The following is a 26,962-nucleotide window of genomic DNA, read 5'->3' as shown; positions in this document are numbered from 1 at the left end:
GCGACCGCATCACCATCCGGTGCAGTCATGGCTCCGCATTGTCATTGAGCCTGAGCAAGGTACGACCTTTATGCGGATCCCGCTTCACATGCCATTGGGCCTCACGCACCTCCCGCAAGGGGTAGATGGAGTCGATCACCGCCGTAATCGAAGCATCGGCGAGTCGCGCCAGCAGCCAGTTGTATCCTTTCGGACCGATCGGCCTGTTGCGGAAGACGGCCTTGATGTCGTTTCTTGAGGCCCGGTGATCAGGCGTCGCCGCCATCACCAGGGTGCCCCCGCTCTTCAGCTGGCTCTCCAGGATCCGCAGCACACTCCCTTCGCCTGTCAGGTCAAAACCCGCGGCATAGGCGTGGGAGGCCAGCTGCGCCGGATCGTCAGTGACGTGCTTGCCGGGGAAGAGCTCCGCATTGCCCCCGAGACTTCGTGAAGAACTGAGGATATCCGTCCTGACACCCATCAGATCGAGTATCTGCACCAGCCATGTCCCCACACCCCCGTTCGCGCCGGAGACCACAACCCGATCACCCGGATTCAACTCCGGGACCTTCGACAGCATCAGGGCCGCATCGCCACCACCGATAACGCTTGCCGCCTGAGCCATACCCACGTTGTCGGGAACCGTAAAGACGAAGGGGGCCAGAGGCGCCACACCGCGTTGCGCATTCGACCCCTCGGGAACAAGCGATATGACGCGTCTTCCTACGGCGTTGCGCAGTCCAAGGGGTCCGGCGCCGATGACGGTTCCACTGAGCGCATATCCGATGACCGAGGGCAGACGCCTCCCGCCGATGGTTCCCTCCCCCGCCTTGATGTCCCACGGCATGACCGGGGCGTAGGCACCTTCGATAAGCGTTCCTCCCATTCCCGCGGCGACTTCATCAAGCTCCTCGACCGCGATGGCAGCGATTCCCGACCCATTCCTCTGCACTGCTGCAAGCATGAGTGATTTCCTCTTCTCCGTGATGCACAGCCTTCACACGCATCCTATTAGGTGACATGTCATGTAAAAGAGTAGCACATAGATGACATATCATGTATATTGGTACGGGCCAAGGAAGGGAACATATATGGGACAACCGCAATATCTCGGCTTCATCAGGCAGCTCCGATCCCTCAATCACGAGCTCGACGAGCAACTGATGTCGGGGCTGCGCCCCATCGGCCTCTCCTGCGTGCAGGCGGATGCCCTGATGGCATTGAGCGACCTGCAACCGTGCAGTCTCAAGACGCTTTCCGAACATCTGATCGCCGAATCGGGGCACCCGAGCAGGCTCATCTCACGAATGAAAGAACGCGGGCTCGTGGACGTAAAGGCCTCGGACGAGGACCGCAGGGCAATGCTCATCAGTCTCACGCCCGAAGGCACCATGCTGGCCAAGGAATCCTTCCGGATCAGGGAGGGAATCATGCGGGGTCTCCATCTCGAAAGCGATGAGCTTTCGGAGGCGACCGACTTCCTGATCTCCATCAGAAAGCAGCTGGCATCCTGAAGCCCATGTCCCTCACCCAATGGCGGCACGCCGCCAAGCACCACCGGGCATCCCCGAGCCGCCGTACCCTATTCGGCTGATATTGCGCCGGGCCGCGGCAGAATACCGCCAAAAGGCCTAAGCTGACGTTGAAGGGACTCGGCAAAGACGCAATGCCTTGAGGCACGCAGACACGACGCGCTCCGCAGGAGGGGTACCGCACCACATAGGCCGCGCATGCCGTGAGCTGACGGCCGGGGCTCGTATGGATGCCGCACGGGAAGGACACAGAAGATGTGGTTGATGATTATCCTGGGGATCACCGTGGTTGCGCTGATAGCCATAGCCTCCTTTTTCGGCGTGCAGAACCACTTGAGCAGCCAAGCCGAGAAGCTCCAACACGGTGATGAGATCGACCGCGAAACCGCCAAGGCACTTCGTGACATCTCATCAAAGATGGATCAGGGCAAATACCTCTACCGCTGATGGCGGGTTGCGGCCATCGTGCAGCGATCATAAGATAACAGTGTTATCCTTTTGTTTGGGGGGATAACCATGAATCGAAACGACACCAAACGAAGGCTTGTGGAGTATGCAGCCGAAACAATCGGCCTGCAGGGCTGGGAACAGGTCTCCATACGCAATCTGATGCAGGGGCTCGGATTGACGACAGGATCCTTTTACAAGCATTTCAGCAGCAAGGAATCGCTTTTCGCCGCGGTGGCGAAAGAGATGTCCCGCGATCTGTACGAAGAGATATCCCCCGCCGTACAAGGCCTGATACCGGACCAGGCAGAACAGGCACTGCTCGCCATAGGCAAGGCACTGTCGGAACACTCACTGCACGATCCAAAACGGATTGAATTCCTGTTTTTCAGCCCGTGGACCAGAAGCGCCCTGGAAGACGGCACCCACGTGTTCCCCCTGCTTGAACTCACGAAAACCGTGATCGGAAGCATCGTGAAGGACCGTGATCTGGATGTTCCTCCGCAGATACTGTTCCTGCAAGTGTGGGCATTCCTGCAAGGTTTCGTTCAGTTGCTTCGGCAAGGCGTCATCACCGAGGGTGACGACCTGATGCAACGCACCCTCACCGCACTCATCGCATCACAGGAAAAGAGAGTCTGATGAGCAGAGTAACCATCATCTATTGCCATCCGTACACGAAAAGTTTCAACCATGCGGTTCTTGAATCGGTAATCGCCAACATGAACGGCAGCTCGACGACATTCGAGCTGCTGGATCTGCACGCGGACCAGTTCCAACCGTATTACGACGCGGAGGAACTGCGACTCTTCCACACCGGGGAAACCCACGACCCACTGGTACGCCGATACCTCGCCGCATTGCAGCACTCCGACGGGTTGATCATCATCACCCCGATCTGGTGGAACGGCATCCCCGGTATGCTCAAAGGCTTCATCGACAAAGTGATGAAAGAGGGTGAAGGGCTGAGCCATACGGTGACCAAGACGGGCATCCACGGCTGCCTGACCAATCTGAAGCACGCCTATGTACTGACCACATCCACCTCGCCGACCGCGTACTACCGATTCTTGCTCGGCAACGGCATACGTCGCATCTTCATCAATAAGACACTGAAGCAAATCGGCGTCAGGCGCGGCACGTGGATCAATCTCGGAGGCATCAGCAGCTCGTCCACACAGAAACGCCTTCGTCATCTCGAACGCATTCGAACGATGCGATTCAAGTTCTAGACCGCATCCAACGTTCCAGCCAACATCCCCGGGCAATTCCCCATATCCTCGTTGCGGCGATTCACCCGGCAGGCAACCCTTGTCCCAGAAAACAAGGTTTCGGCCATATCGGACATCGTTGTGTACCCTCTTCGGCTGAGATCCATCCTCTTGCGCGTTTTCGCCCTGCCGCCCGATTATTCTCGTGACCAGGCAGGCCGTAACGGAGATCTTCAACGAAGGATACGGATGATAGCATCAGCAATTATAGGAGTCGTATTCCTCCTCATCGTCGCCGCAGCAATCGGAACCGGTGTCTACTTTCTCGTCAGATACCTCAAGCACCGCAAAGGGCGGGAAGAGGCGGCCGATACACCCTTCAGGAAGTGAAGCCTCTTCCGTCTTCCCAGGGCCCGATTCCAGCGGCGGGTACGGGATGCTCCGGCGATGACACCGACACCCCTTTGCTCCCATATTGACATTGACCTTGCGTCAACTTGTAGCTTGGAAGCATGAAAGCACCAAAGAAGCCGGAAATTGACCGGTCAATATATGCGATGCCGATGTTCGTCACCTTCCCGACCAGTGATTTCGCCCTGGCCCAGGAGATTTACGGTGCCGCGGGTTTCGTGACGCTCGCCACCATTCCAGGACCGGGCGGCGCCCCGTCACTGCTTCATCTGCGCCGAGAACGGTATCAGGATATCCTGTTGGTCCCCGGACGCGCAGGGGATGCGCCACGGCATCAGGTCTCGATTGCGGCGGATGGCATCGATCTCAGTGACATTGCGAGCGCGATGGAGGATCTCGATGTGGAGGTCGCCGGCCCGAGAGATACCCCGTGGTTCACCACCGATCTGTCCTTCACCGATCCGGATGGCAATACGGTGACGTTGACGGCACCGCGCGCATCCGAATACCAGACGGCCGCGGCCTGGGCGAGCGAACACATCTCCGGGGACTACGAAACAGCAGAAGGTCTCGATAATGCTTCGAAAAGCGCTGTGGACGGAAAGGATCACTGAGCCATGGAGGAGACAAGGCAGTGGACCATCGCCGAAGTATCCAGATCGGCGGGCGTGACGAGCAGAACACTGCGCTACTACGAAAGCATCGCTCTGCTGAAACCCAGTCGTGTCGGGGCGAATGGGCTCCGCTTCTACGGCATGGCCGAACTGGCCCGCCTGCACAGAATCCTGTCGCTCCGTGAACTCGGCCTGTCCTTGAACGCCATCAAAACAACCCTTGATGACGGGCTGACACTTGAGGATGCGATTCGGGCGCATGTGGCACAGCTTGAGGAGGATCGGCGGCTCACCACACAACGGATAGACGCGGCGAAGCGCACACTGGCCGCAATCAGGGAAGGGGAGACGATGAGCGTGGAGGAACTATTCGCAGGATTCGATCGTGACAGCCATGAGCAGGAAGTCAGGCGGCGCTGGGGGGATGCGGCGTGGGAGCGCAGCATCGCACACGACGCGGCCCTCAACGAAAGCGAAAGAACAGCCATGCGACAACGGGACGTACGCATCAACCAGGCGCTGCGCGATGCGGCCGAATCCGGGATTCCGGCTGATGCAGCAGCGTTCCAGGAACTCATCGGGGAGCATTACCTCTGGGTGAAGGCTTATTGGGGAGGTCGGGCGCCCACATCCGATCAGTATCGCGGCCTTGCGGAACTCTACGTCGCGGATGCGCGATTCTCCGACGTCTACGGCGGTCAGGCGAACGCGAACACCATACGCACCGCGATAAGCTTATGGACCCGGACCCATCTCACCTGAACAACACGACAGGGCATCCGAGGGTATGACGCACCCAGCCCTGAGGCTGCGTAGGATTGGGGGGATATCCGAACAGAGGAGGACGGTCGTGCGCCCATTCAAATCCGTACCCAAAGCCAGACGGGGAGATCGCGTTGCGGTGATATCGCCGGCTTTCGCGGCTCCGGCCATTTCACCCGCCATACACGAACAGGCCCTGCGCAGACTATCCGAGTCGACCGGTCTCATCCCGGTGGAATACCCCACCACGCGACAACTTGGTGCCAGTGCCGAAGCACGCGCCGCCGATATCGAGGCGGCATTCGCGGATCCCGGTATTCGTGCGGTGATGGCCACAATCGGCGGTGATGATCAGGTCACGGTCATTCCGCACATCGACCCCTCCATCATCGCCGCCAATCCAAAGCCCTTCCTCGGCTACAGCGACAACACCAATCTCCATAATCTGCTGTGGAATTTAGGGGTCCCGAGTTTCTATGGCGGTTCAACGCAGATCCATCTTGGCGCGGGACCGGGAGTGGACGACATCCATCTGCGTTCCCTGCGGGCCGCGCTCCTTGAGGGCGGCAGCATCGAACTCACCCAAACGAGTGAATCCGAGGATTTCGGGATCCCATGGGAGGATCCCCGGGCACTGACCTCATTCGGCAACCGTGAGGCCACCGAAGCGTGGGAGTGGGCCGGCCCGCGGAAGGCCGTCACAGCTCGTACGTGGGGCGGCTGCATCGAAGTGATAGACGAGATAGCGATGGCCGGACGGATGCCTCCGCTCGCCGACCTTGAGGGGGTGATCCTCCTGCTGGAGAGCAGCGAGGAACTCCCCTCCGCCCTTGCGGTGAAGCGCTGGCTTCGTTCCCTGGGGGAACGCGGCCTGCTGCAAGCCGCCGCCGGTGTGCTTGTCGCCCGGCCGCCAGTCAGCGAGCTATCCGCGCCCGTACCCTCGGCCGGGGAACGCGCGGCCCTGCGTCATGAGCAACGCGATGCGATTCTCGGGCAAATGGCCTTATACAATCCTCAGGCCGTGGTGTGCGTCGGCGTGCCATTCGGGCACACCCGACCGCAGTGGATCATCCCGCATGGCGGAAGCATCACACTCGACGGCACAAGCCGGACCGTCATCGCCGACTACGCGGGGTAGCCGAGCGATCCGGCATCATGTCGTGCGCCCACGCCCACGTGGCTTCTGGGTGCAGTATCGAATAGACACGCTGACCGTTTGACCTAGAGCTCACTCCAGGTCGTACCTTCTTCATATGCAACATTTGGCAACAGACAAGGGCATTCCGAGCAGAGCCGAACTGGCGGCGATGGCGGAGCTGCTGAATGTGCCCGCCTCTCAGGTCATTCCGGAGTATTCCGTCGGCGAGGTATCCATGCGTACCGGTCTGAGCATCGATACGCTCCGGTATTACGAAAAGCTGGGTCTGATCGACCAGATCGCCCGTGACATGAGCGGCCGCCGCATATATAGCGATCTGGACATAGAGCGAATCAGATTCGTCCGTCGCCTCCGGGCAACGGGAATGCCGGTGGAGACCATCGCCCATTATGTGCATCTACGTTCCGAAGGGCTGGAGACCGCCGGCAGAAGGCTTGAATTGCTGCTGACACACCGCAGGGAATTACTGCGCCAACAGCAGGAGCTTGCCGACAGCCTCGCATTGCTGGACAGCAAAATCGCATACTACCAAGGGATCACCGAGTCGAAACAAGCGAACGATCCCGCAGCGCACCCAACGACCGCCGGGCCTCGCGAAGAACGGCATGCCTAGTCATCGCCCTGGTCCGCATCAGTCGCTCCCCCCCTTCCCTACCACGCCAACGACACACGAAGGATCACAGCAGTTGAACACAGGACATGCATCGCACTGGGGCCGTCGTTCGGTGTTGTTCGCCGCCGGTATCAATGTGCTGGCCATAGGGACGGCGCTGTTCGCCTGTTGCGGTCTGGGCGTCAGCGCACTCGTGGCCGTACCTGAAGTGCTCTCGCTATTACTACCCGTCACCTTGGGGCAGATGACTACGGTCTTCTTCATCATTCTGGTCATCATCGAACTGTGCCTGCTGCGCTCTTTTCGCTGGCGTGTGATCGCCCAGATGGGAGTGGCCCTGGTATTCGGTTGGATTGTCGATTTCTATGGCCTGACCATCGGTTTGGGAACCGCCCTGGCGGTACTGCTGGTGGGGGAGCTTATTAGCGTATGGGAGAAGCTGTTCGGGCCACGCCGCCCGGCTTCGGAAGCGTCCTAACCGAACTGGCGGAATATATTAGGCATGGTGTATAAATATTCAGGAGGCGGAGCCTCCCACGCCTGCGATGTGGCAGGCTCCGACGATTCGACCAGCACACGTGAGGATCCACCTGCATGAACACGCCCAAGCACACATCAATAATGTTATCTATCTCATAATCATCCTTGGATTCGCAAGGGACGCCAGTAAAAAAAGATGTTAGTTTGAACAAGCAGAGGACCACAGTCGCCGTGATTCCCATGTGCACGCCCCTCTGCGGAGAGGGAAAACCAGAATGACATTGTTGCCAGACAACCGCTGGACACGTGCTGTTGCACCCGCTTTGTTACTTCATATTTCCATAGGAACCGTGTACTGCTGGAGCGTGTTCAAGCAGCTCATCGCAGATGAGCTGCACGTTTCATCGGGAACCATCGAGTGGGGATTTTCGCTCGCCATCTTCTTCCTCGGCATGTCTGCGGCATTCCTTGGGCCGATGGTCGAGAAGGACATCAAGAAATCCGCGCTTATCGCCACGGTCTGCTTCGTGGTGGGGTTCGCCGGAACCGGAGCGAGCATCGCATTGCACTTCACACCGGGCGTATTCATCTTCTACGGCGTCATCATGGGGATAGGCCTCGGTATCGGATATCTCACCCCTGTGAAGAATCTGATGCTCTGGTTCTCGGATAACAAGGGCATGGCAACCGGGATCGCCGTCGCGGGCTTCGGACTGGCCAAGGCGATCGCGAGTCCCGTGATGGAATTCCTCATCGAAGGCGTCGGACTGGTCAATATGTTCTACGTGCTGGCCGCCGTCTACACCGTGATGATGCTGGGTGGGTTCCTGCTCATCAAAAGGCCTTCGGGGTATGTGTACGAGAAGCCCTCAGCCGAATACCGACGCGGCGCGCTGCTCAAGAAGCCCCTTTTCTGGGGAATCTGGATCGCCTTCTACCTCAATATCACCTGCGGTCTGGCACTGATCTCCCAGGAGAAAGACATCCTCAAGGATCTGCTGCATCAGATTCCACGGTATGCCAGCATGTCCTCCTCGGAGTTCTCGATTGCCATCGCGGGCATCATCGGCACGATTCTCGCCGTGGACGCCCTCTTCAACGCCCTCGGGCGCGTTGGTTTCGCCACGCTCTCCGATCATTTGAAACGACGCGAAAGCAGCTACAAGATCATCTTCGTCATGTCCATCGCGGTGTGTGTGTTGCAGCTCCTGACCAACAGCATCGGCAATGCGCTGCTCTGGGCCGTGCTCGCCATGCTTTTCCTCATCAATGCGGGGTATGGCGGCGGATTCTCCACACTGCCCGTGCTGCTGGATCAGCATTTTGGCATCAAAGCGGTTTCGACAACCCACGGGCTGACGCTGAGCGCCTGGGCCATCGCCGGGCTTTCCGGCAATCAGCTCGCCTCCTTCGTGGTGTCGCACGCCTCAGACCAGGCGCATAGGTACGCGGCGGTGATTCCGGTGATCACCGTGCTGTATGCGATTGCGCTGCTCTCCATATGGCTGGTTTCCCGGGTCAAACTCCCCCAGACGGCGGTCGCGAAACAGTAGCGTGCGCCCGGAGCGACGAGCCGCAAGCCGCATGTAAAGCAACGAGTAATGCAACAGTGCCCCGTGACCCCCTGCAACAGTTCAACAGGGGGCCACGGGGCACTTGCGGAAGCAGATGCGAGCTTCGCCGCTTCTGGACTCAGCCAATGCCGCCCGGGGCTAGGCTCCGATCAGGTCGAGCATCTGGGGAACGCTCTTCTTACCGAACTCCACGGTCTGCTGTCCATCGTCGTGATTGATGACGATGCAGGGGACGCTCATCACACCGTACTGCTCCTTGAGTTCGGGGAAGTGCGAGACATCGTAGGCTTCCGCGCGGACCTTCGGATTGGCGGCGGCGATGCGTTGCGACGAAAGCACCGTCTCCGGGCACATCGTGCAGGTCAGCGACACCAGCAGCATCACATCGACCGGCTTCGACAGCCCGTCGATCCGTTCCTTGACGTCGTCCTCAAGCGCCTGACCCGGGCCTGCGGCGTTGTAGATGCCGAGCACGAAGGAATTGAACTCGTGCCCGCTCGGGACACCGTGGAAGGCCAGACCGGTCGGGACCAAATCACCTTGTTCATTCGCCGTGCAGATGCGCACACAAGGACGGGCGACAGGCAATACCCCGGCGGGATCAAAGCGTGCCTTGCCTTCGTCATCGACTTCGGCGGTATCGTCACTGACCACACTGCTGAGCTTGCCTCCACTCAAGGCCACAACCTCGCCGACGAAGCCACGCAGCTCCTTGGACAATGGCGTGCCATCGAGTTCAAGCCGCAAAACGGCGGGTTTAACCAAGCGTGAGAACACCATGCTCAACTGGGCCTTCACATCGGCCGAGAACAGGGCCGACGCGCTCTGCGAAGCCTTCGCGGAGTCGGCGGATTGCGGTGTTGGCGCCGGGGCGGGCGAAGTGCCCGCGGGTGTGGTGGTGGTCTCCTTGTTGCTGGTGGAGCCTGTTGGTCTCACCGGCAGCAGGCCGGTCTTATCCGAAAGCTGCGAAGCGTAGCGTTCCAACTCCACTGCGGCGGATGCACCGTCAGCCGTGGCCGTGACCACCTGACGCAGATGCTTCTGGCATAGGTCACCCGCCGCGTAAATGCCTTCGACGGAGGTTTGCAGGTGAGAGTCCGTGATCACGTAGCCGTAATCATCAAGATCGACGAGCCCTTTGACCACAGCGGTCTGGGGCACATAGCCCGCGAAGACGAACACACCGAATGTGTCGCTGGTGGTGGGCTTCCAGAGCTTGGATTCGCCGGTATGCACATCGTGGATCGTCGCCTCGCTCAACCCGCCCTGACCGGCCGAAACCTCATCGAGCTCCGTGTGGTAGTGGATTTCGATATTGGGATCGTCCTTCGCCTCCTGAGCCACACCGGCATCACAGGTGAAGTCCTCCTCACGCACGAGCAGCGTCACCTTGCTGGCGTATTTGGTCAGGAACACCGATTCCTCGGCCGCGGCGAAACCGCCACCCACAACGAGGACCTCTTTGCCTGTGAAGAACTCACCGTCGCAGGTCGCGCAATAGGCCACACCCCGGCCCGCGTACTCGTTCTCCCCCTGGAAGCCAAGCTTGCGCGGGCTGGCCCCGCTGGCGATCAGCACACCGAAGGTCCGTATATCCCCACGATTGGTGTGCACGACCTTGATGTCGCCCTCGGCGTCGATGCCGGTGGCTTCCGCACTCTTGAACTCGGCGCCGAAATCCTTCGCCTGGGCGTGCATCGTATCGGTAAGCGCCTTACCTGTCGTTTTGGCGATACCGGGATAATTCACCACTTCGGCGGTGATGGTGATCTGCCCGCCGAAATCCTCTTTTTCCAGAATCAGGGTGCGGTATCGCGCACGTGCAAGGTACAGCCCAGCCGTCAAACCTGCGGGCCCTCCACCGATCACCACCACATCGTAGAGATCAGGATCTGTTGTCTTCGCCGCTGTAGTCGCAGCACTTCCTTGTGTCATCAACGCTCCTTCAACGCTTCGAAATCATCTTGCGACGACCCTGGAACTCTCGTCCGAGCCGAGGCGGGACCGACCTGCGCCTTGCATATGCATTGGCCGCGGGAAACCATATGGAGGATCTCGCGGCCAAAGAAGCAATTACAGGTACGGACTCGCCCTCCCCCTCAGGGTCGACGACATCCCGTCTGATCAGAGCTGTCCGACCAGATCAAGGCTCGGGGCGATGGTCTCGTCCCCGGGCTCCCACTTCGCGGGGCAGACCTGATCGCCGTGCGCATACACGAACTGAGAGGCCTGAACCCTGCGCAGGATCTCTTCGGCGTTACGGCCCACGTTCGAGGAGATGACCTCGTATGCCACGACCTTGCCCTCGGGGCTGATGATGAAGTCGCCACGCTCCGCGGTGCCATCGGCCTCGTTGTAGGTGTCGAGATCCTTGGCCAGCGTTGCGGTCGGGTCGGCCAGCATCGGGTAGGTGATCTTCGCGATCTTCTCGTTGGCATCGTGCCATGCCTTATGCACAAAATGCGTGTCACATGAAACGGAGTAGACCTCGCACCCTGCCTTTTGGAAGTCCGCATACTTCTCGGCGAGATCCTCCAGCTCGGTTGGGCAGACGAAGGTGAAGTCCGCAGGATAGAAGAAGAACACGGACCAATGCCCGAGCACATCCTCCTTGGTCACCTCATGAAACTCGTTGTTCTGGTATGACTGCACAGTGAAATCTGTCAGCTCATGCTGCAGCAGCGTCATTGCTATCCCCTTTCGACGAAATACCTTCCTGCACCCCTTGAGCGAGCCTCCGTAATCCGGACACTCCGCGGAAGGTCTGGTTGCCATCAATGCTATCCCGTCGCCCTGTGCCGATGCACGCGCTTCCCGCCCCCAGCTATGTGAGCTTGCACACACAGGCAGGCCTGCGCATACCCAAAAGCCCGGAAAACCGAGCTTGTGGGGCATCATCGGTGGATCCCTGCACGAAGGCAGCCGGGAGTAGGATAAGGTGACCGTCACAAGGAGGCAGGCACAATGCAGCAGGAAGACAAGGCAACGGCACTCGAACGCCCCGATGGGGATCTGGCCACCAGCACATGGAGTCGCATGCTTGCCGGAAACCGTCGTTTCTCTCAAGGCGAAGCCGAACATCCCTGGCAGGATGCGGAAACACGGGAACAGCTCATCGACGGTCAGCATCCTTTCGCCACGGTGCTTTCCTGCTCCGATTCACGCGTGCCACCCGAGATCGTATTCGACCAGGGTCTCGGTGATCTGTTCACCATCCGGACGGCCGGAGAAATCCTTGACGAGGCCGTGGTGGCATCACTGGAATTCTCGGTTCAGGCGCTTCATGTGAATCTCATCGTCGTCATGGGGCATGAGCATTGCGGTGCCGTGCAATCCGCGCTGAAGGGCCTCAGCCTCGGAAAGGCCGAAGATTCCGATTCCATCGTGGTGCGCCAGGTCGGCGCCTCGATTCAGACGGCCAGGGAGTCCGAACTCGACAGCAGCGATGACTACGAGCGCGTGCATGTGGCCCGCACCATCGAAAACCTCGTCGAACGGTCCACGGTGCTGCGCGAAGCCGTGGCATCGGGACAGATCATGATCGTGGGATCACGCTACCTGCTGACCACCGGCAAGGTCGAGGTTCTCTCCTTCTGACCCCGCCCGTATAGGGATAATGCGTGGGTTTACATACTATTAGCGCAAGTCGCATGGGCTCACGTATGTTAGAGGTATGTCATTGTGGCTTAACATTGTCCTTATTGTTGTTTTTCTGGTGATCGGCGCCGTTTTCTCGGGTACCGAGCTGGCATTGGTCTCACTGCGCGGTTCGCAGGTCGAGCGCATGGAACAGGAGGATGCCCGGGGCGCAAGGGTCGGCAAGATCGCCAGGGATCCCAACACCTTCCTGTCCACAGTGCAGATCGGCGTCACACTGTCGGGTTTCCTCTCCTCGTCAGTTGGCGCATCCTCGATAGCACCCTTCCTGATTCCCGTATTCGAACGCTGGGGAGTGCCCACCAATCTGGCCTCCCCGCTGGTGACCGTCGTACTCACCATTGTGATCGCATACTTCTCGATCGTGATCTCGGAACTGGTGCCCAAGCGCATAGCGATGCAGCGGGCGGAACAGATCGCACGAGCCGCAGTGCCTGCAATCGACATATTCTCACGCATCTGCCGTCCCCTGATCTGGCTGATCGGCAAAAACACCAATGGCATAGTGCGACTGCTCGGCTTCGATCCCCAGCAGGCCGAAACACAGGTCAGCGATGATGAGCTGCGCGTGCTGGTCTCCTCGAACACCCGGCTCAGCAAAGACGAACGCACCATTCTGGATGACGTATTCGACGCTTCCGAAACCATCGTCGCCGAGGTGATGCGCCCGAGGGCCGATGTGGTGTTCCTCGACGGCGATATGCCCCTCGCTGAGGCGGCGGCCTTCGTGCGCAACGAGCCTTACTCCCGATACCCTGTCAGCGGCAAGGACTTCGACGATGTACTCGGTTTCGTCCACGTCCGTGATCTGCTTGATATCCGCGACCCCGAAGCCAGCACGGTTCGCGATGTGGTGCGTGAGGGCATAGAGCTACCGGGCACCTCCAAATTGCTGCCGAGCCTGGAACTGCTGCGCAAACGCGGCATCCATCTGGCGGTGGTCATCGATGAGTACGGCGGCACCGATGGCATCGTCACACTTGAGGACATGACCGAGGAGCTGGTCGGGGATATACGCGATGAATACGATCTTCCCGATGACCATCCCGCGAAACAGGAACCGCAGCAGGCTTTCGTCAACGGCGCGGTAAGCGTGGAAGGCGGCATGACGCTTCAGGATTTCGCCGACTTGACCGGCATCGAACTTGAGGACGGCCCTTACGAGACGGTGGCCGGGTACTTCCTGGCACATACCGGACGGATGGGCGAGATCGGCGAGGTGCTCCGTTCCGACGGTGGCTACGAGATGAAGGTCACCAAGGTCGATGGTCGACGTATCGGCACCATCGAGGTCAAGCGCCGCACCGATGACGAACATGTCGAAGAGCTGCTCAAAACAGAGTGATGACGCTCACAGAACAAGTGTTATTTTGAGATACGTCTGCCGCCACCTACAGTTGGAAGCAAGGCCCGTTGAAGGCGATGAACGCAAGTGATCGCCATCAGGGCGGAACGAACGCTGTTAGCAGTGAGGGAGACATTATGGCATTGAAATTCACAGTCCCGGGACTGGATGAAGCCGCTTCAGAGAAAATCATTTCGATTCTGCAGAACCGTCTGAGCCAGGAGCAGGAAGCTGCCCTCGTGCTCAAGCACGCTCACTGGAATGTGACCGGCCCGAACTTCATCGCCGTTCACGAGATGATCGATCCCGAGGTCGAAGCCGTTCTCGCACAGGCCGATGAGACGGCGGAGCGCATCGCCACACTCGGCGGCTCACCCGATGGTCGTCCTGACGCGATCATCCGCAACCGTTCGTGGAAGGGCATCGACCTGACCGGCCGTCACTCCACCGAAAGCTTCCTGAAGGCCTTGGTCGAGTACTACGATTCATTCATCGCCGATGACCGCAAGGCGATCGCCGAACTGGACGAACTGGATGTGATCAGCTCGAACATCGTGCAGGATCACGTGCAGGAGCTCGAGAAGTTCCAGTGGTTCATGCGTTCACACCTGGTGTGAGCACAGAGGCAAGAATATGGGCGGCTGCCCGGAATGCATCCTGCATTCGGGCAGCCGCCCATATTCGTATCCCGAGCAGATGCGCCCGGGGTGGATCAGAAGAGTTCGACGCGGATGGCTTCGCTTAGATCTCGACTGTTCGGCCCGACCATCACATCGAACTGCCCCGGATCGCTTTCCAGACGATCGCCGAGATGCACATAGCGCACATCCTGCTCGCTCAGCGTGAAACTCACCCTTCGGCTCTCCCCCGCTTCCAGGGTCACACGCTGATAGCCCTTGAGCTGCTTGATCGGGCGCACCACCTCGCCCACAAGATCGTGGACGTAGAGCTGCACGATCTCCGTTCCTGCACGCTCCGAAGTGTTCCTGAGCGTCAGGCTGATCTCCAAAGGATGCTCGGCATCGAAGCTGCTGTCGGAGACTTCGACCTGACCGTATTCGAATGAGCTGTAGCTCAGTCCGAAACCGAAGGGGTAGGCGGCGTAATTCGAGACATCCAGATACTTCGATACGTATTTGCCTTCAGGATCGTTCTCATAGGGGCGACCGGTGTTGTCCACATTGTAGTAGAGCGGCACCTGTCCGACACTAACGGGGAAGGACATCGTCAGTTTGGCCGAAGGATTCACCTTGCCGAGCAACACATCCGCCAAGGCACGGCCTCCCTCGGTGCCTGGGAACCAAGCCTCAACGATCGCCTTGGCTGGCTGGACATCGCTCAAATCGAGGGGACGTCCGTTGAACAGTGTGACGATCACGTTCTGGTTCACCGCCTGGACGGCTTTGAACAGCTCGATCTGCGCCTGAGGCAGACGGATGTCGGAACGGCTGGAAGCCTCTCCACTCATGAAGGAGGGCTCCCCGAGGGCAAGGACCACCACATCGACCTTGCCCGCCAACTGCACCGCGGCATCGATCGCCTGCTGTGAAGGGTCGAGATAGTCGAAGATCTCATCCGTGGTCTGCACCTGGAAGCCGGCTTCGTTCAGGGAGGCATCCAGAGCAGTCACATCCTGCTCCTCGCCCTTCCATGACCATGCTCCGAGAAGATCGGTGGAGCGGGCACCGGGGCCCAGCAGCGCGACCGTGTTCGCGGCATCCAGAGGCAGCGCGGCATCCTCGTTCTTGAGCAGCACGATGGATTCCTCGCTGACACGACGTGCGGCATTGCGGTGCTTCTGGCTCATCACCACCTTGCGCTCCTCCGCCTCATCGGCGCCACGCAGTGGGTTCTCGAAAAGACCGAGGTCGTTCTTCAACTGCAGGATGCGCATGACGCTTTCATCAAGCACCTGCTCCGGGATCTCCCCGGATTCGATGAGATCGCCGAGGTTGCGCAGATAGCAGACCGTCATCATCTCGATATCAACGCCGGCCTTGATGGCCAGTTTCGCGGCATCACGCTCATCTCCGGCAACACCGTGCGAGATCATCTCCTTCACCGCGCCGAAGTCGGAGATGACGACGCCATTGAAGCCCCATTCGCGGCGAAGGATGTCGCGGAAGAGGTGACGGTTGCCCGAAGCCGGTATACCGTCAACGGTATTGAAGGATGTCATCACCAGTTTTGCGCCCGCGTCGATCGCCGTCTTGTACCCCGGCAGATACATGTCGCGGAGCTGGCGTTCGGACATATCAACGGTGTTGTAATCACGTCCTGCGACCGCTGCGCCATAGGCAGCGAAATGCTTCACGCATGCGGCTACACGACTGGTGTCGCCACGGAGGTCATCACCCTGGTAGCCATGGACCATAGCCGCGGCGAGTTTGCCGTTGAGGTAAGGATCCTCTCCCGTAGCCTCCATCACACGGCCCCAGCGGGGGTCGCGCACCAGATCGACCATCGGGGAGAAGGTCACGAACAGACCCGAGACCGAAGCCTCATGGCCGGACACACGCGCCATCGTTTCGGCGGCCTCATCGTCCCATGACGATGCCAGGCCGAGCGGAATCGGGAAGATCGTACGGAATCCGTGGATCACATCGCCCATGAACAAGGTCGGGATATGCAGACGGTTGCGCTTCATGTACGCGGTCTGTATCTTGCGGCATTCTTCCGCACCGGTAACGCCCAGCACCGTGCCCGCATTCGCCAGATCGTCCTCGTTCAGTCCGAGCTGGGTCATCGGGCCGGTACGTTCCTCGGCCTTATCGGAATAGAAGTCGCCTGTGATCTGCAGCAACTGCCCGATCTTCTCATCGAGAGTCATCTGACCGAGCAGATCCGTCAACTGTGATTGTTCCATGATTCTCTCCTACCGAGGTCCCGCAACCGTGGCTGCGGGACCCTTGCTTATCGGATGCTTGTATCAGATCTTCGCGCGGTGCACGCCCACGCTGATGTCGATGACCTTGGCGTCAGCGATCGCCTCTGCACTGAGCACCAGACCTCCTGGGCGATATGGCAGGTCATAGCGGTTGCCGTCCAGCTCCCTGCCGTCGACCGATGCCACAACGGGTGCGTCATCGTCGCTGAGGTGGTAGCGCAGCGTGCGCTTGGCCCCGAAGAGTCCGAGGTCAACGCTGGTACCGTCATCCTGCATCTGCAGGATCGGGTCGATCGCCACGCTGTCCGTATGGATCTGCAGGCCGAAGACATGCTGGATCACCTGGCGCAGGTAGATGCCGGGGCCTGAGGAATAGACACGCCATCCTCCACGAACGCCAACCGGATCCTTGGCATCCGCACGCAGGCGGTCCCACTGCTCAGCGGCGGTATAGCGATCCGGGAAGTCGGCGTCCGACGAAGCGAAGTAGCAATTCCGCTGACGGATCTCACTGGTCGCGAGCCGCTGGAACTGATCCACGGGGCTGATGCGCAGCAGTTCGTCAGCCACCGAATCGCGACCGAGCTGTGCGAGCGCCTCGGTGTATCGGATATGCGCGTGCGTATACATCAGACCGATTTCGCGGCCGATATTCGCAGCCTGCTCACCACGCTTGAAGTAGGTGGTGACGCCATCGTGATAGTTGGCCGGGTGGTTCATCAGACGCACACCATCCGGATAGTGCAGATTCTCCTCGATCAGCTGCTCGTGGCTGCGCGCACCTTCCGGTGGCAGCAGACCCGCGATGATGGAGCGGGTCATGGGAATCAGGCGGTAGTGCAGGCCGGTTCGCGTATCTTCAGGATGGATGACCGGAACAGGCCCATCCTCGGTGAAGACCACATAGCCCGCGAGCACGTCGTCGTAGATGAAGTTCTTGGCGAACTGGCGCTTGATGCCATCGGCCTCGGCACCGAACTCCTGTGCCAGTTCCTCGCAACCAGCCTCGTTGAGGAGGCGCTGCAATGCGGTTGTCGCCTGGAAGAGCAGGGCGATGGTCCATGTGGAGGCCATCTCCTTCTTCATCGACTGCTGTGCGGGTTGCAGGGTGTCATCCCAATCGCCCTCGCCGTAGCAGAAGAGCTCGGTGCCGGGCACCCGATGCGTGCGGATGTATTCCAGGGTCTGCTCAAGGTGATCGGCCACGGTGGGTTTGTCACCCGTGCGCGCCGCGTCATCCCAGAAATCGACCTGCTCCTCGAGCAGGGAACGGTCGCCACCCACCTCAAGGTACTGGTAGACCGCCATCAGAGGCCAAACCGGGATATCACCGTGTGAATCATGCTGGAACATCTCGGCGTATTCGTCGAACATGAACCATTGGGGCAGTGAACCGTCCGGGTTCTGATGCCCGAAGACCTTGAGGATGATGTCTTTCGCGATGTCGAAGTGGCCGAAGGCCAATGCCATTTCGAAAGGCCCCTGGCACACGTCACGGGTGCCCCATGCCGCGCCCGAGTATTGCTCAAGACCGTGAGGGGACAGGAAGTGCACCAGGGCGTTCTGCACGAACCACGGTGCGCCCTCGTTCCATTCCTTGAGCCTGCCCTCGGTGGAGATGCTGAAGTCGTCCATGAAGGCGCTGATGTAGGCGTACTGCGCGACGAGCTGCTCTTCGGTGGTCTTCGCGTCGTCGAGTGCCTGGGCGGCGCTCTCGACGGCCTTGTCGGCGTCATCCATGCTTGCGGTGACGACCACCTTCAGAGATGTCGTCTGTCGCTCCGAGAAGCTCAGCAGCGCGGTGCCTTCGGATCGCGTACCATCCTGCTGACCGAAGAGGGGCGCGTCATTGGAGATCACGGCACCGTCGGCTGCGAACACATAGCCCAATCCGGGGCAGTGGCCCGCGACCGAGGTACCGGCCTCTGGTGTGAGCGCAATCGCCTGGTCGTGTCCTGGTATCCCGGCATTCCGGATCTTCCAGTTCTCCGGGAACTCCACGTCGGCGGTCATCAGAACGTCCACGGCTTCGCTTGCCTGGAGTTCGACGCTCATGCCGTCGCGGTCGGCATATGCCGTTGTGGTCACGGTGATGGTCTGCTCACCGAAGCGATACACCCACCGTGAAGCACCCAATTCCATGATGTATGCGGAGGGAACGCCGAGAACGGACCACTGCCCGTCCTTGCGGATCAGGATGCGCACACCCTCGGAACGCAGCAGGTTCAGACTGGTGCGCTGTACCGAAACCAGACGGTTCATATTCGTATTGCCGAATACGATATGCGAGGCGAAAACGCCGGGGGCATAGGTGGTTGTTGCGAAAACCGGGTGTTCGGACGTGTTCACGCTTCCGGCGAGAAGCACCTGTCCATGTGAGCGGCTTACCAGCAGTTCCTTGCTCTTCGCCACCACATGGGCTGCCCGGTCGGCGAAGTATGAGAGCACATGCCCTTCGTCGTCGCGTTCCAGATCCCGGGCCTGGCCTGAGGCAAGGCGTACCAACTCCTCGTCAGCGAGGTCATCACCGTTGATCACCGGTGCGACCGCGAGCAGGGATGGCGCGTGGGCGTCGGCCGACCTGGACGAACCGGCTTCGCTCAACTGCAACGACGCCGCCTGGCGAAGCGCCTCGGGGAGGAATGCCTCCGTGCGTTCCAGGGCCTTCTTGGAGTAATCCTCACAGGCATCGGGAAGTTCGCCGCGGAAATCAGGGTCGAAGGTGAGGACCTCGGTCCATTCGAGACCCTCCTGACTTGCCTTCTCGGAATTCGACAGCAGAGCGATCATGCCGAACTCGTATTGATTGGTTCTGCCACCATCCCAGGTGGCATCGTCCAGCATCTGCGGTCGTGAACCGAGGCGTGCCTGCTTGCCGTAGAAGTCGAAGCCGTCAGTGAGATGTGCCTGGGCACCCTCCTTGATGGCGCTGACCAGCAGCGGCATCTTCGGTGCGCTGGACATGGTCTGCCGTGCGGCGACCACTCGGCCCAGTCCCGGAAGATCGGCGCTTCTGTACGCGATGTACTGGGAGATGTACGGTTCGCTGGTGAGTGCCTGGGCACGCGGAGCCAGTGCGAGATCCTGATCGGTGACGATATCCCACGATGCGGTATCGGATGCCGCAGCATCCACACTCACATGCCATGCCCATGTGGGGCTTTCGGGATCGATCGCCAAGGTGACGGTCCATGAAGCGCCCAGATCCGAGCCCTTCCAGACCGCGGTGCCGCCTTCCGCGCCCCAGTTCGAATTGGAGTAGACACCGATCAGCGGCGTGCTGGTGATGCCGTTCCCATCGTGCCGCCTGAGCCAAAGCCCCGCGATACCAGCGTCATGTTGACCTGGACGGTACTGGGAGATCTGGAGTTCTCCCGAACTGATGCTGGCGATATCACCGAATTCGGTGAATGCGATCTCCACATCGCCGTTCGTGATCACAGGATCGGTTTCCTTGCCCTGCTTCCAAACACTCCAGTCGACAGACTGCTTGTCGGGAATGGTTGATCCTTTGGTGTCAACAGTCATGATGGTGTCCTTCGTTCTATCTCGTTCTTGCGGCGGCATGCACGGCATTCCTCGTGCACGCAACCGTCAAATGCTGTATTCGCGTGATGCCTGGGCTCGGGGTCTTGAGGTCTCGGTGTTCAGAGATCCCACGACCGGCCGATCAGTGCTTCGACCAGAAATCGTCAAGCAGATCGGCTGTTGGCACCGGGTTCTCACCGTTCGGGCAGTGGGCCGCATCGGGGATGATTTCATATCTGGCCCCCAGCAGGATCGCCATGCGGTGCTGCCACTCCTGCGGCCAGGCATAGATGTCGTCGATGCCGTGGAAGACCAGGGCCGGAAGACCGGTGTCCTTCACCTCGAAGGTGGTGTCGTGCACATTCGCGAGCTGATCGATGGCTCCGATGAGCTGATCCGTGCTGGTGCGTTCCGAACGCTCACGCAGGAAGCGCTGCAAGGGATCGAGCCTGTCATCGGGCCAATCGGCCTTATCCGGGTTATCCAGACGCCAGAGGTCCACACCGCCGCTGTTCAGCAGGCGTTCGCGGATATCCGCCTTGCGGCCGGGCCATCCGTGGGGGCCTGAGCTCATCAGGGTCAGACTTCTGAACGGGCTGGGATCCTTGATGACCGTGGCCTGGGCCACCAGTCCACCGAAGCTGTGTCCTAGCAGGTGTATGCCATCGCAGGCCGTGGCCTGCGTGATGATGGCGGCGACTTCCAAGGCGTCAGAGGCGGTCTGATCCCTTCCGTAGGACTCGATGCCGCTAGGCGCGACCGAGTCGCCCTGGCCACGCTGGGAATATGCCCATACATCCCAACCCCGCTGAGGCAGCAGCGCGAAGAGCTCATAGAAATCTTCCTTGCTGCCGGTGAAACCGGGTATGAAGAGCGCGGTGCCCTTGCCCTTCACCCCTTCCGCAACGGGTGCATGGATGGCCGTCAGCGGCCCGACCGAGGCCTCGATAACAAGTGCCTCGACACCCTCAGGCATCGGCAGCGAGCTGAATACCCGACCGCTGTGGATCTTCTCCGAGGCCTTCTGTGATTGTTGCTCAAAACTCATTGCAACCCCTTTGTGGATCGATACGCGAAACTACGCTTCGGTGTGTGCTTCAAGCTTCGGAATGGCGTCAAGCAAACGAACCGTGTAATCATCGCTCGGATGCTGCAGCACTTCAGCCGTCTGCCCTCGTTCGACGATCTGACCGTGGTTGAGCACCATGATGCGATCGGTGATCAGTCGTGCACTGAGCAGGTCGTGGGTGATGTACAGCATGCTCACGTTCAGACGCACACGCAGATCATCGAGCAGGGCGAGAATGCCCGCGCGAAGTGTCATATCCAGCATGGAAACCGGTTCATCCGCCACCAGCACCTTGGGATCGCTCGCCAGGGCCCTTGCGATCACGACGCGCTGCCGCTGCCCACCCGAAAGCTGATGGGGAAGCTTCGCGGCGAATTGCTCGACTGGCGTCAGACCGACGGTCTCCAGCAATTCGAGCATCCGCTTGCGCGCATCCTCACCACGCAGCTTGGTGTAATTCACGATCGGCCGGGTCAGGATGTATTCCACATTGTGCAGTGGGTTCAGGGCCGCGTACGGATCCTGGAACACCATCTGGATATCCGAATGCAGTTTGCGCAGATCGCGTTTGCTGTGCATACGCTCAACATGCGTGTTACCGAGCGTGATGCTGCCTTCGGTCGGATTCTCGACGCCCGTTATCATCTTGGCGATGGTGGATTTGCCCGAGCCCGAAGCGCCCACCAGTGCCAGGGATTCTCCCGGCTTCAATGTGAAGCTCACATTGCTGACGGCCTTGACTGGCTGCTCGCCACGCTTGCGCGCAGGGTAGGTCTTGGAGATGTCCTTGACGGTGATGGTCAGGCTATCGAGATCCTGGGCCGCACCTTCGTACTTGGCGGTTCCGCGAGGGCTCAGCCCCGGGACGGAAACCTCCTCCGCACGGGGGTCGCCGTAATGGCTCAACAGCATCTTCGTGTAGTCATCCTTGGGATGGCTGAGAATGTCCGCATTTGAGGCATCCTCGACGATATGGCCGTTGTGCATCACCAGGACGCGCTGCGTCGATTCGAGCACCACACCCAGATCATGGCTGATAAGCACGGCCGTGAAGCCTTCCGACTTCTGCAGCTCGCGGATCGTGCGCATCACATCATGCTGGACCAGCACGTCAAGCGCGGTGGTGGGCTCATCGAAGACCATCAGTTTCGGGTCGAGTGACAGTGCGAGGGCGATGGAAACGCGCTGACGCATGCCTCCGGAAAGCTCCCCGGGGTACCTCGAAAGCGTGCTCTTCGGGAGACCGACCTTGCCTATCAGCTCCTCGCTGCGCGCTTCCCAACGGTCCTTCGCCACATGCTTATGCGCTTTGAAGATGTCCTGGAAATGCTTGCGGATGGTACGAACCGGGTTGAGCGCGTTCATACCTGACTGCAGCACCATGGCGAAACCGCCCTGGCGCTGGCGGCGCAGCTCTTCGTCACTGAGGGTCGTGATGTCCTTGCCGTTGAACAGCACACTTCCTTCGGAAATGCGTGCCGGCGGCTTGGAGAGCCTGGTGATGGCGAAACCGAGCGTTGACTTACCCGATCCCGATTCACCGACAAGTCCGACGAACTCGCCCTGCTCCAACTCGAAGTTGACATCGGTCACAGCTTTGACCGCTTCGATACCAGGGGTGTCGTATTCGATCGAAAGGTTCTGGACTTTCAGCAGGCTCATCGTGAGCTCCCTTCACGCAGACGCGGGTTGCTCAAACGGTCGACGCCGAAGTTGATGAACGTCATCGAGACCGCGAGCAGTGCAATCATCAGGCCGGGCGCCAGCAGCAGTGCCCATTGGCCGGTAAGCAGGACATTGTTGTTCTGTGCCCAATAAATCATCGTGCCCCAGCTGACCGTGGTGGAATCCCCGAGACCCAGGAACTCCAGACCCGCTTCAGCCAACGCGGCGGCCGTGGCAGCCCCGAAGAAGTTGTTGATGATCAGCGACAGCATATTGGGGAAGATCTCATGGAAGATCACGCGAGGCGAGCTGTCCCCACTGAAGGAGGCGGCCGTCACGAAATCGCGCGAACGCAGGGACTGCGTCTGGCTTCTCAGGACTCGTGAGCCCCAGGCCCAACCAGTCAGGACGATCACCAGGATGATGACCCCCATGCCGCCGTTCTGGAGATATGCGGCCACAACGATCATCAGAGGCAGGGAAGGGATCACGAGGAACAGGTTCACGATGAATCCGATGAACTCACCGAAGAAGGACCGGATATAGCCCCAGCTCAGACCGACGATGACTGCGATGCATGTGGAAAGCAGACCACCGACGAGTGCGACGAGCACGGAGATGCGTCCGCCCCAGATCAACTGGGAAAGCACATCCTGTCCGTTGGCCGTGGTTCCCAGCCAATGGTCCATGGTGGGGTTGGCGCCTGCCTCAAAACCCGTCGCCTTGGGATCATAAGGGCTGATGAGCGGTGCGAATATGGCGCTCAGAATGATCAGGGAGAGCAGAATGATGCCGAAGCGTGCCTTCGGTACGCTCCAGACGGTCGCGATGCCGCGTCCCGCCACCTTGAGACCGCGCACCAGGGCGTTATCGCTGTTGTGCTTGGCGATCTTCTGTGGTTTGTTGCCGTGCTTCGGAGCGTCCGAAGCTGGTGTTTGTGAAGTCGATGTCATGGAACTCACCTTCTTGTCCTTGGATCGAGCACGCCGTAGAGCAAATCAACGATGAAGTTGGCGATAAGCACGCTCACCGTAATCATCAGGAACAGCGCCTGCATCAGCGGGTAATCCTGGTTGGTCACCGCTTGGAAGAGCAGCAGACCCACGCCCGGGTAGTTGAAGACCTGCTCGACGAGCAGTGATCCTCCGACCACGCCTCCGAGCACCAGTCCGAAAGAGGTAAGGTTCGGGAGCAGCGCGTTTCGGGCCGCATACTTGAGCATGACCGTGCCTTGGTGCAGGCCGTTGGCCTCCGCGAAGGTGACGTAGTCATCGCCGAGTGTGCTGATCATCGTATTGCGCATACCCATGATCCATCCGCCGAGGGATGTGATCAGAATCGTCAGGCCTGGCAGGATCGCGTGGTACAACGCGTCGCCGAAGAATGAGGCGCTGAATTCCGGAACGGCGCTTGCCGAGTAGGAGCCGGAAGTCGGGAAGAGTCCCGTGACGTATCCCAGGAAGTAGAGCAGCATGAGAGCGAGCCAGAATGGGGGGAATGCGGAGAGGAAGGAGCTGCCGACGCTGCCGGTGGCATCCACTGCACTGCCGCGCTTCCAGGCCATCACGGCGCCGAGCACGGTGCCGATGACGAAGGAAAGAATGGTGACGACGCCAACCAGGGTGATCGTCCAGGGAAGGGCGGCACCGACAAGGTCAGATACGTTCGCAGGGAAGTTGCTGTATGACACACCGAAATTGAGGTGGATCACATTGTTGAGGTATTGGAAGTACTGGCTCAGGAGGTTGCCCTTGGGCACACCGAGCTGGGCTTCGATGGAAGCACGCAGCGCCGGAGTCACCGGGCCATTCTGTGCGAGTTTCGCTATTGCTGCATCAGCAGGCGAACCAGGCATCATCCTCGGAAGTATGAAATTGACCGTCACTGCAGCCCACAGTGTCAGCAGGAATAAACCTATTTTCCCTAGAAAGTAACGCACGAGATGACCTTTCGCGTATTGGCATTAAAACACGGGCGGTGAGCGATGGTTCCGAAGCGGCTGACCATCATCACCACCCGTCTGCATCCAATGGTGCCCGCCCATCACATCATCGTGCGGGCACCGAGGATCGGGGGACCTGGTATCAGGCCTTCTTGAGGTTGGTGACGATCAAGAGGTTGGCCTGGGTCCATGTGCTCGGAGGAGCGTATGGGTTGTCGGCACTTGGCCAACCGGTGAACTTCTTGGTGCTGTAGAGGCCCCAGAGTCCGCCGTAGAACATGCTGACCACAGGTACCTGGTCGTAGACCACGTTCTGCAACTCGTCGACGATCTTCTTCTGATCGGTCTCGGAGGTGGCCACCTTGAGCTCGGCGAGCAGCTTATCCGTGTCGGTGTTCTTGTAACGCTGGAAGTTAGCCGTTGTGGACTGTCCGACAGGAAGAGCGAACTCACTGTTGAGCAAGTTGTTGTAATCCTGGAAGATGCTGCCGCTGCCACCGAAGGAGGAAACGATCAGATCGAAGTCGCCGTTGTTCTGGGCCTGTGTGTAGGCGGCAGGCTGCGGCTGGGTCAGCTTGACCGAGATGCCGAGGGCGGAGAGCTGCGACTGCAGGGTCTGCACGCCACGGAGCCAGTCGGTGTAGCCGTTCGGAACGGTGATGTTCAGCACAAGCTGGGTACCTGAGGAGTCGACGAGCTTGCCGTCCTTCTCGGTGTAGCCGGCCTTGGCGAAGTACTCAAGCGCCTTGCTCTTGCTCTGATCGATATTGCCCTTGTTGGCGATGGAGGTGTTGACCCACTTCTCCTGGTTGGGGAGGAGCAGACCGGTCTGCGTGGCGCCTTCGACGTAGCCTTCTTCAGCATCCTTTGCGATCTTGCTGCGGTCGATGGCGTAGCTCAGGCCCTTGCGGAAGTTCACGTCGTTGTAAGGAGCCTTGGTGAGGTTCGGGAAGAGCGAAACGGTGCCGCCCGGAGGGAACCAGTAGTGGTTGTGTTGCTTGTCGGCGCCAACCCAGGTCTTGTCGACATTGGTCATGTATGAATATGCCCAGTCATAGCCTTTGTTGACCAAGTCGAGCTGCTTGTTGGATGCCGGCAGCACGATCTTCTCTGCGGCTACCTTGTCCTTCTGCCAGTACGTGGTGTTCTTCTTAAGCGTGTACTGGTTCGGGGTGAAGGTGTCGAGGCTGTATGGGCCGGTGGCCACAGGGTTCTCGTTGGTCCACTTGACGGGATCGCTGACCTTTTCCCAGATGTGCTTGGGGACGATCAGCTGCTGGTTGATGATGGTCACGGCGGGAACATCGGCGGTCTTCAGGTGGAAGGTCACGGTATCGCCTGAGGATTCGACCGAATCGACGTGCTGCCAGACACCCAGGGTGTCCAGAGCGGCGTTCTTCTTGATCAGGTTGAAGGTGTACACGACGTCATCCGCGGTGAATGCGGTTCCGTCCGACCACTTCACACCGTCACGAACCGTGTATTGGATGGTCTTGGCATCCACGATCTTGTGGCCGGTGGCCAGGAATGGTGTTGAGGTGCCGTCGATGGCGTTGACGACTTCGAGCGGCTCGTACATGAAGTTGATGCCGATTCGCTTGCTGGTCGAGAATGGGTTGAAGTTGCGTACGAAGGTTGGGCTTCCGCTGTCTCCACCAAAGAGCAGCTCGGAGCTCGAACTTGCGTCGCCTGAACTATTTGCGGTGCTGTTTCCGCAAGCTGCGACGCCGAACAAAGTTGCGGCGGCGACGAGCGCTGCGGAGATCCGCATTGCGATTCTCTTCTTCATCATTGATAATCTTTCTGTCCTCGTTGACAAGGATGCGCGGATGTGGTTACCCCCACGCGCGTCTACCAGCTCCCCGGAATGACCCAGGTCACTAGCCTTGACTTGCAACAACTGTATGCGCTTACATTGACTTACGCAAGTTCGCGTTTTTACATTTTCTTACATGACTAAAAACATTGATATTTCAACGTTTCTGGACGATACGCAATTCGACACGCCGAATGATAGCGCTCTCAAGAATGTGAAAATAGCGCTACAGTTATGCCTTATCGTGAAAGAAATGTATGAAAACAGGTTT

The 26,962-nt window shown here is 59.5% G+C and carries 24 protein-coding genes; 14 read left to right on the top strand and 10 right to left on the bottom strand.

Annotated features, from left to right (window positions below; translation table 11 throughout):
- Positions 1-25: 25 nt before the first annotated feature.
- Complete coding sequence (locus BPSY_RS10955; protein WP_051921581.1) at positions 26-943, bottom strand: MDR/zinc-dependent alcohol dehydrogenase-like family protein; 918 nt, start codon at positions 941-943, stop codon at positions 26-28.
- Positions 944-1,070: 127 nt separating this feature from the next.
- On the opposite strand from BPSY_RS10955, the gene BPSY_RS03100 reads away from it, so the two are divergent.
- The 11 genes from BPSY_RS03100 to BPSY_RS03055 all read left to right on the top strand — a co-directional run bounded on the left by BPSY_RS03100 (position 1,071) and on the right by BPSY_RS03055 (position 8,761).
- Positions 1,071-1,493 carry a MarR family winged helix-turn-helix transcriptional regulator gene (locus tag BPSY_RS03100; protein ID WP_051921580.1) on the top strand — a complete coding sequence of 141 codons (423 nt, stop codon included), beginning with the start codon at positions 1,071-1,073 and terminating at the stop codon, positions 1,491-1,493.
- A 273-nt stretch (positions 1,494-1,766) separates the two neighbouring features.
- Positions 1,767-1,958, top strand: a complete 192-nt coding sequence (locus tag BPSY_RS03095; protein WP_051921578.1) for a hypothetical protein — start codon at positions 1,767-1,769, stop codon at positions 1,956-1,958.
- Between the two features lie 69 nt (positions 1,959-2,027).
- Positions 2,028-2,600, top strand: coding sequence for a TetR/AcrR family transcriptional regulator (locus BPSY_RS03090; protein ID WP_081884178.1), 573 nt, complete (start codon positions 2,028-2,030; stop codon positions 2,598-2,600).
- On the top strand, positions 2,600-3,190 hold the full coding sequence (locus BPSY_RS03085; protein WP_033496834.1) for an NAD(P)H-dependent oxidoreductase: 591 nt from the start codon (positions 2,600-2,602) through the stop codon (positions 3,188-3,190). Before BPSY_RS03090 ends, BPSY_RS03085 begins: the two co-directional genes overlap by 1 nt.
- 228 nt (positions 3,191-3,418) lie before the next feature.
- Positions 3,419-3,559, top strand: coding sequence for a hypothetical protein (locus BPSY_RS11585; RefSeq protein ID WP_156099239.1), 141 nt, complete (start codon positions 3,419-3,421; stop codon positions 3,557-3,559).
- Between the two features lie 122 nt (positions 3,560-3,681).
- Complete coding sequence (locus tag BPSY_RS03080) at positions 3,682-4,194, top strand: VOC family protein (RefSeq protein WP_033496836.1); 513 nt, start codon at positions 3,682-3,684, stop codon at positions 4,192-4,194.
- 3 nt (positions 4,195-4,197) lie between these two features.
- A complete protein-coding gene (locus BPSY_RS03075; RefSeq protein WP_033496837.1) occupies positions 4,198-4,956 on the top strand; it encodes a MerR family transcriptional regulator in 759 nt (252 codons plus the stop codon).
- An 88-nt stretch (positions 4,957-5,044) separates the two neighbouring features.
- The gene (locus BPSY_RS03070) at positions 5,045-6,094 is read left to right on the top strand and encodes a S66 family peptidase (RefSeq protein ID WP_033496839.1); all 1,050 of its coding nucleotides are present in this window, start codon (positions 5,045-5,047) and stop codon (positions 6,092-6,094) included.
- A gap of 115 nt (positions 6,095-6,209) precedes the next feature.
- Positions 6,210-6,728 carry a MerR family transcriptional regulator gene (locus BPSY_RS03065; RefSeq protein WP_202961769.1) on the top strand — a complete coding sequence of 173 codons (519 nt, stop codon included), beginning with the start codon at positions 6,210-6,212 and terminating at the stop codon, positions 6,726-6,728.
- Positions 6,729-6,801: 73 nt separating this feature from the next.
- Positions 6,802-7,206, top strand: a complete 405-nt coding sequence (locus BPSY_RS03060) for a DUF6198 family protein (protein ID WP_051921575.1) — start codon at positions 6,802-6,804, stop codon at positions 7,204-7,206.
- 277 nt (positions 7,207-7,483) lie between these two features.
- On the top strand, positions 7,484-8,761 hold the full coding sequence (locus BPSY_RS03055) for an OFA family MFS transporter (protein ID WP_033496840.1): 1,278 nt from the start codon (positions 7,484-7,486) through the stop codon (positions 8,759-8,761).
- Between the two features lie 159 nt (positions 8,762-8,920).
- Here the strand turns inward: BPSY_RS03055 and BPSY_RS03050 are convergent, their stop codons facing one another.
- The gene (locus BPSY_RS03050) at positions 8,921-10,717 is read right to left on the bottom strand and encodes an FAD-dependent oxidoreductase (RefSeq protein ID WP_051921573.1); all 1,797 of its coding nucleotides are present in this window, start codon (positions 10,715-10,717) and stop codon (positions 8,921-8,923) included.
- 189 nt (positions 10,718-10,906) lie between these two features.
- Positions 10,907-11,470 carry an alkyl hydroperoxide reductase subunit C gene (gene ahpC / locus BPSY_RS03045; protein WP_033496842.1) on the bottom strand — a complete coding sequence of 188 codons (564 nt, stop codon included), beginning with the start codon at positions 11,468-11,470 and terminating at the stop codon, positions 10,907-10,909.
- A 276-nt stretch (positions 11,471-11,746) separates the two neighbouring features.
- On the opposite strand from ahpC, the gene BPSY_RS03040 reads away from it, so the two are divergent.
- The 3 genes from BPSY_RS03040 (at position 11,747) to BPSY_RS03030 (ending at position 14,401) form a co-directional block, all read left to right on the top strand.
- Complete coding sequence (locus tag BPSY_RS03040) at positions 11,747-12,379, top strand: carbonic anhydrase (RefSeq protein ID WP_033496843.1); 633 nt, start codon at positions 11,747-11,749, stop codon at positions 12,377-12,379.
- A 76-nt stretch (positions 12,380-12,455) separates the two neighbouring features.
- Positions 12,456-13,784 (top strand): hemolysin family protein, encoded by a 1,329-nt coding sequence (locus tag BPSY_RS03035; RefSeq protein ID WP_033496845.1) that lies wholly within the window; start codon positions 12,456-12,458, stop codon positions 13,782-13,784.
- A 137-nt stretch (positions 13,785-13,921) separates the two neighbouring features.
- Positions 13,922-14,401, top strand: coding sequence for a Dps family protein (locus BPSY_RS03030; RefSeq protein ID WP_033496846.1), 480 nt, complete (start codon positions 13,922-13,924; stop codon positions 14,399-14,401).
- 95 nt (positions 14,402-14,496) lie between these two features.
- Here BPSY_RS03030 and bglX read toward each other — a convergent pair whose 3' ends face one another.
- The 7 genes from bglX to BPSY_RS02995 all read right to left on the bottom strand — a co-directional run bounded on the left by bglX (position 14,497) and on the right by BPSY_RS02995 (position 26,667).
- Positions 14,497-16,650, bottom strand: coding sequence for a beta-glucosidase BglX (gene bglX / locus BPSY_RS03025; protein WP_033496848.1), 2,154 nt, complete (start codon positions 16,648-16,650; stop codon positions 14,497-14,499).
- A 63-nt stretch (positions 16,651-16,713) separates the two neighbouring features.
- Positions 16,714-20,199 (bottom strand): GH36-type glycosyl hydrolase domain-containing protein, encoded by a 3,486-nt coding sequence (locus tag BPSY_RS03020; RefSeq protein WP_033496849.1) that lies wholly within the window; start codon positions 20,197-20,199, stop codon positions 16,714-16,716.
- Positions 20,200-20,341: 142 nt separating this feature from the next.
- Positions 20,342-21,247, bottom strand: coding sequence for an alpha/beta fold hydrolase (locus BPSY_RS03015; protein WP_051921571.1), 906 nt, complete (start codon positions 21,245-21,247; stop codon positions 20,342-20,344).
- Between the two features lie 30 nt (positions 21,248-21,277).
- Positions 21,278-22,930: an ABC transporter ATP-binding protein gene (locus tag BPSY_RS03010; protein ID WP_033496851.1), complete on the bottom strand. Its 1,653-nt coding sequence runs from the start codon at positions 22,928-22,930 to the stop codon at positions 21,278-21,280.
- On the bottom strand, positions 22,927-23,886 hold the full coding sequence (locus BPSY_RS03005; protein ID WP_081884175.1) for an ABC transporter permease: 960 nt from the start codon (positions 23,884-23,886) through the stop codon (positions 22,927-22,929). Before BPSY_RS03005 ends, BPSY_RS03010 begins: the two co-directional genes overlap by 4 nt.
- Positions 23,887-23,891: 5 nt before the next feature.
- Positions 23,892-24,818 (bottom strand): ABC transporter permease, encoded by a 927-nt coding sequence (locus tag BPSY_RS03000; protein ID WP_238556787.1) that lies wholly within the window; start codon positions 24,816-24,818, stop codon positions 23,892-23,894.
- A 199-nt stretch (positions 24,819-25,017) separates the two neighbouring features.
- Entirely contained in the window at positions 25,018-26,667 is a 1,650-nt protein-coding gene (locus tag BPSY_RS02995) for an ABC transporter substrate-binding protein (protein ID WP_051921569.1), read from the bottom strand.
- Positions 26,668-26,962: the final 295 nt, after the last annotated feature.

This window comes from Bifidobacterium psychraerophilum, assembly GCF_000741705.1.
Lineage (GTDB): Bacteria > Actinomycetota > Actinomycetes > Actinomycetales > Bifidobacteriaceae > Bombiscardovia > Bombiscardovia psychraerophila.
Note: the sequence above shows the minus strand (reverse complement) of the source record. Positions and strands in the feature narration are given on the sequence as shown.

What these genes read in the sequence shown, in the direction of transcription:
- BPSY_RS10955 (WP_051921581.1), bottom strand. Translation starts at nt 943, where the DNA reads ATGCTTGCAGCAGTGCAGAGGAATGGGTCGGGAATCGCTGCCATCGCG.
- BPSY_RS03100 (WP_051921580.1), top strand. Translation starts at nt 1,071, where the DNA reads ATGGGACAACCGCAATATCTCGGCTTCATCAGGCAGCTCCGATCCCTC.
- BPSY_RS03095 (WP_051921578.1), top strand. Translation starts at nt 1,767, where the DNA reads ATGTGGTTGATGATTATCCTGGGGATCACCGTGGTTGCGCTGATAGCC.
- BPSY_RS03090 (WP_081884178.1), top strand. Translation starts at nt 2,028, where the DNA reads ATGAATCGAAACGACACCAAACGAAGGCTTGTGGAGTATGCAGCCGAA.
- BPSY_RS03085 (WP_033496834.1), top strand. Translation starts at nt 2,600, where the DNA reads ATGAGCAGAGTAACCATCATCTATTGCCATCCGTACACGAAAAGTTTC.
- BPSY_RS11585 (WP_156099239.1), top strand. Translation starts at nt 3,419, where the DNA reads ATGATAGCATCAGCAATTATAGGAGTCGTATTCCTCCTCATCGTCGCC.
- BPSY_RS03080 (WP_033496836.1), top strand. Translation starts at nt 3,682, where the DNA reads ATGAAAGCACCAAAGAAGCCGGAAATTGACCGGTCAATATATGCGATG.
- BPSY_RS03075 (WP_033496837.1), top strand. Translation starts at nt 4,198, where the DNA reads ATGGAGGAGACAAGGCAGTGGACCATCGCCGAAGTATCCAGATCGGCG.
- BPSY_RS03065 (WP_202961769.1), top strand. Translation starts at nt 6,210, where the DNA reads ATGCAACATTTGGCAACAGACAAGGGCATTCCGAGCAGAGCCGAACTG.
- BPSY_RS03055 (WP_033496840.1), top strand. Translation starts at nt 7,484, where the DNA reads ATGACATTGTTGCCAGACAACCGCTGGACACGTGCTGTTGCACCCGCT.
- BPSY_RS03050 (WP_051921573.1), bottom strand. Translation starts at nt 10,717, where the DNA reads ATGACACAAGGAAGTGCTGCGACTACAGCGGCGAAGACAACAGATCCT.
- ahpC (WP_033496842.1), bottom strand. Translation starts at nt 11,470, where the DNA reads ATGACGCTGCTGCAGCATGAGCTGACAGATTTCACTGTGCAGTCATAC.
- BPSY_RS03040 (WP_033496843.1), top strand. Translation starts at nt 11,747, where the DNA reads ATGCAGCAGGAAGACAAGGCAACGGCACTCGAACGCCCCGATGGGGAT.
- BPSY_RS03035 (WP_033496845.1), top strand. Translation starts at nt 12,456, where the DNA reads ATGTCATTGTGGCTTAACATTGTCCTTATTGTTGTTTTTCTGGTGATC.
- BPSY_RS03030 (WP_033496846.1), top strand. Translation starts at nt 13,922, where the DNA reads ATGGCATTGAAATTCACAGTCCCGGGACTGGATGAAGCCGCTTCAGAG.
- bglX (WP_033496848.1), bottom strand. Translation starts at nt 16,650, where the DNA reads ATGGAACAATCACAGTTGACGGATCTGCTCGGTCAGATGACTCTCGAT.
- BPSY_RS03020 (WP_033496849.1), bottom strand. Translation starts at nt 20,199, where the DNA reads ATGACTGTTGACACCAAAGGATCAACCATTCCCGACAAGCAGTCTGTC.
- BPSY_RS03015 (WP_051921571.1), bottom strand. Translation starts at nt 21,247, where the DNA reads ATGAGTTTTGAGCAACAATCACAGAAGGCCTCGGAGAAGATCCACAGC.
- BPSY_RS03010 (WP_033496851.1), bottom strand. Translation starts at nt 22,930, where the DNA reads ATGAGCCTGCTGAAAGTCCAGAACCTTTCGATCGAATACGACACCCCT.
- BPSY_RS03005 (WP_081884175.1), bottom strand. Translation starts at nt 23,886, where the DNA reads ATGACATCGACTTCACAAACACCAGCTTCGGACGCTCCGAAGCACGGC.
- BPSY_RS02995 (WP_051921569.1), bottom strand. Translation starts at nt 26,667, where the DNA reads ATGATGAAGAAGAGAATCGCAATGCGGATCTCCGCAGCGCTCGTCGCC.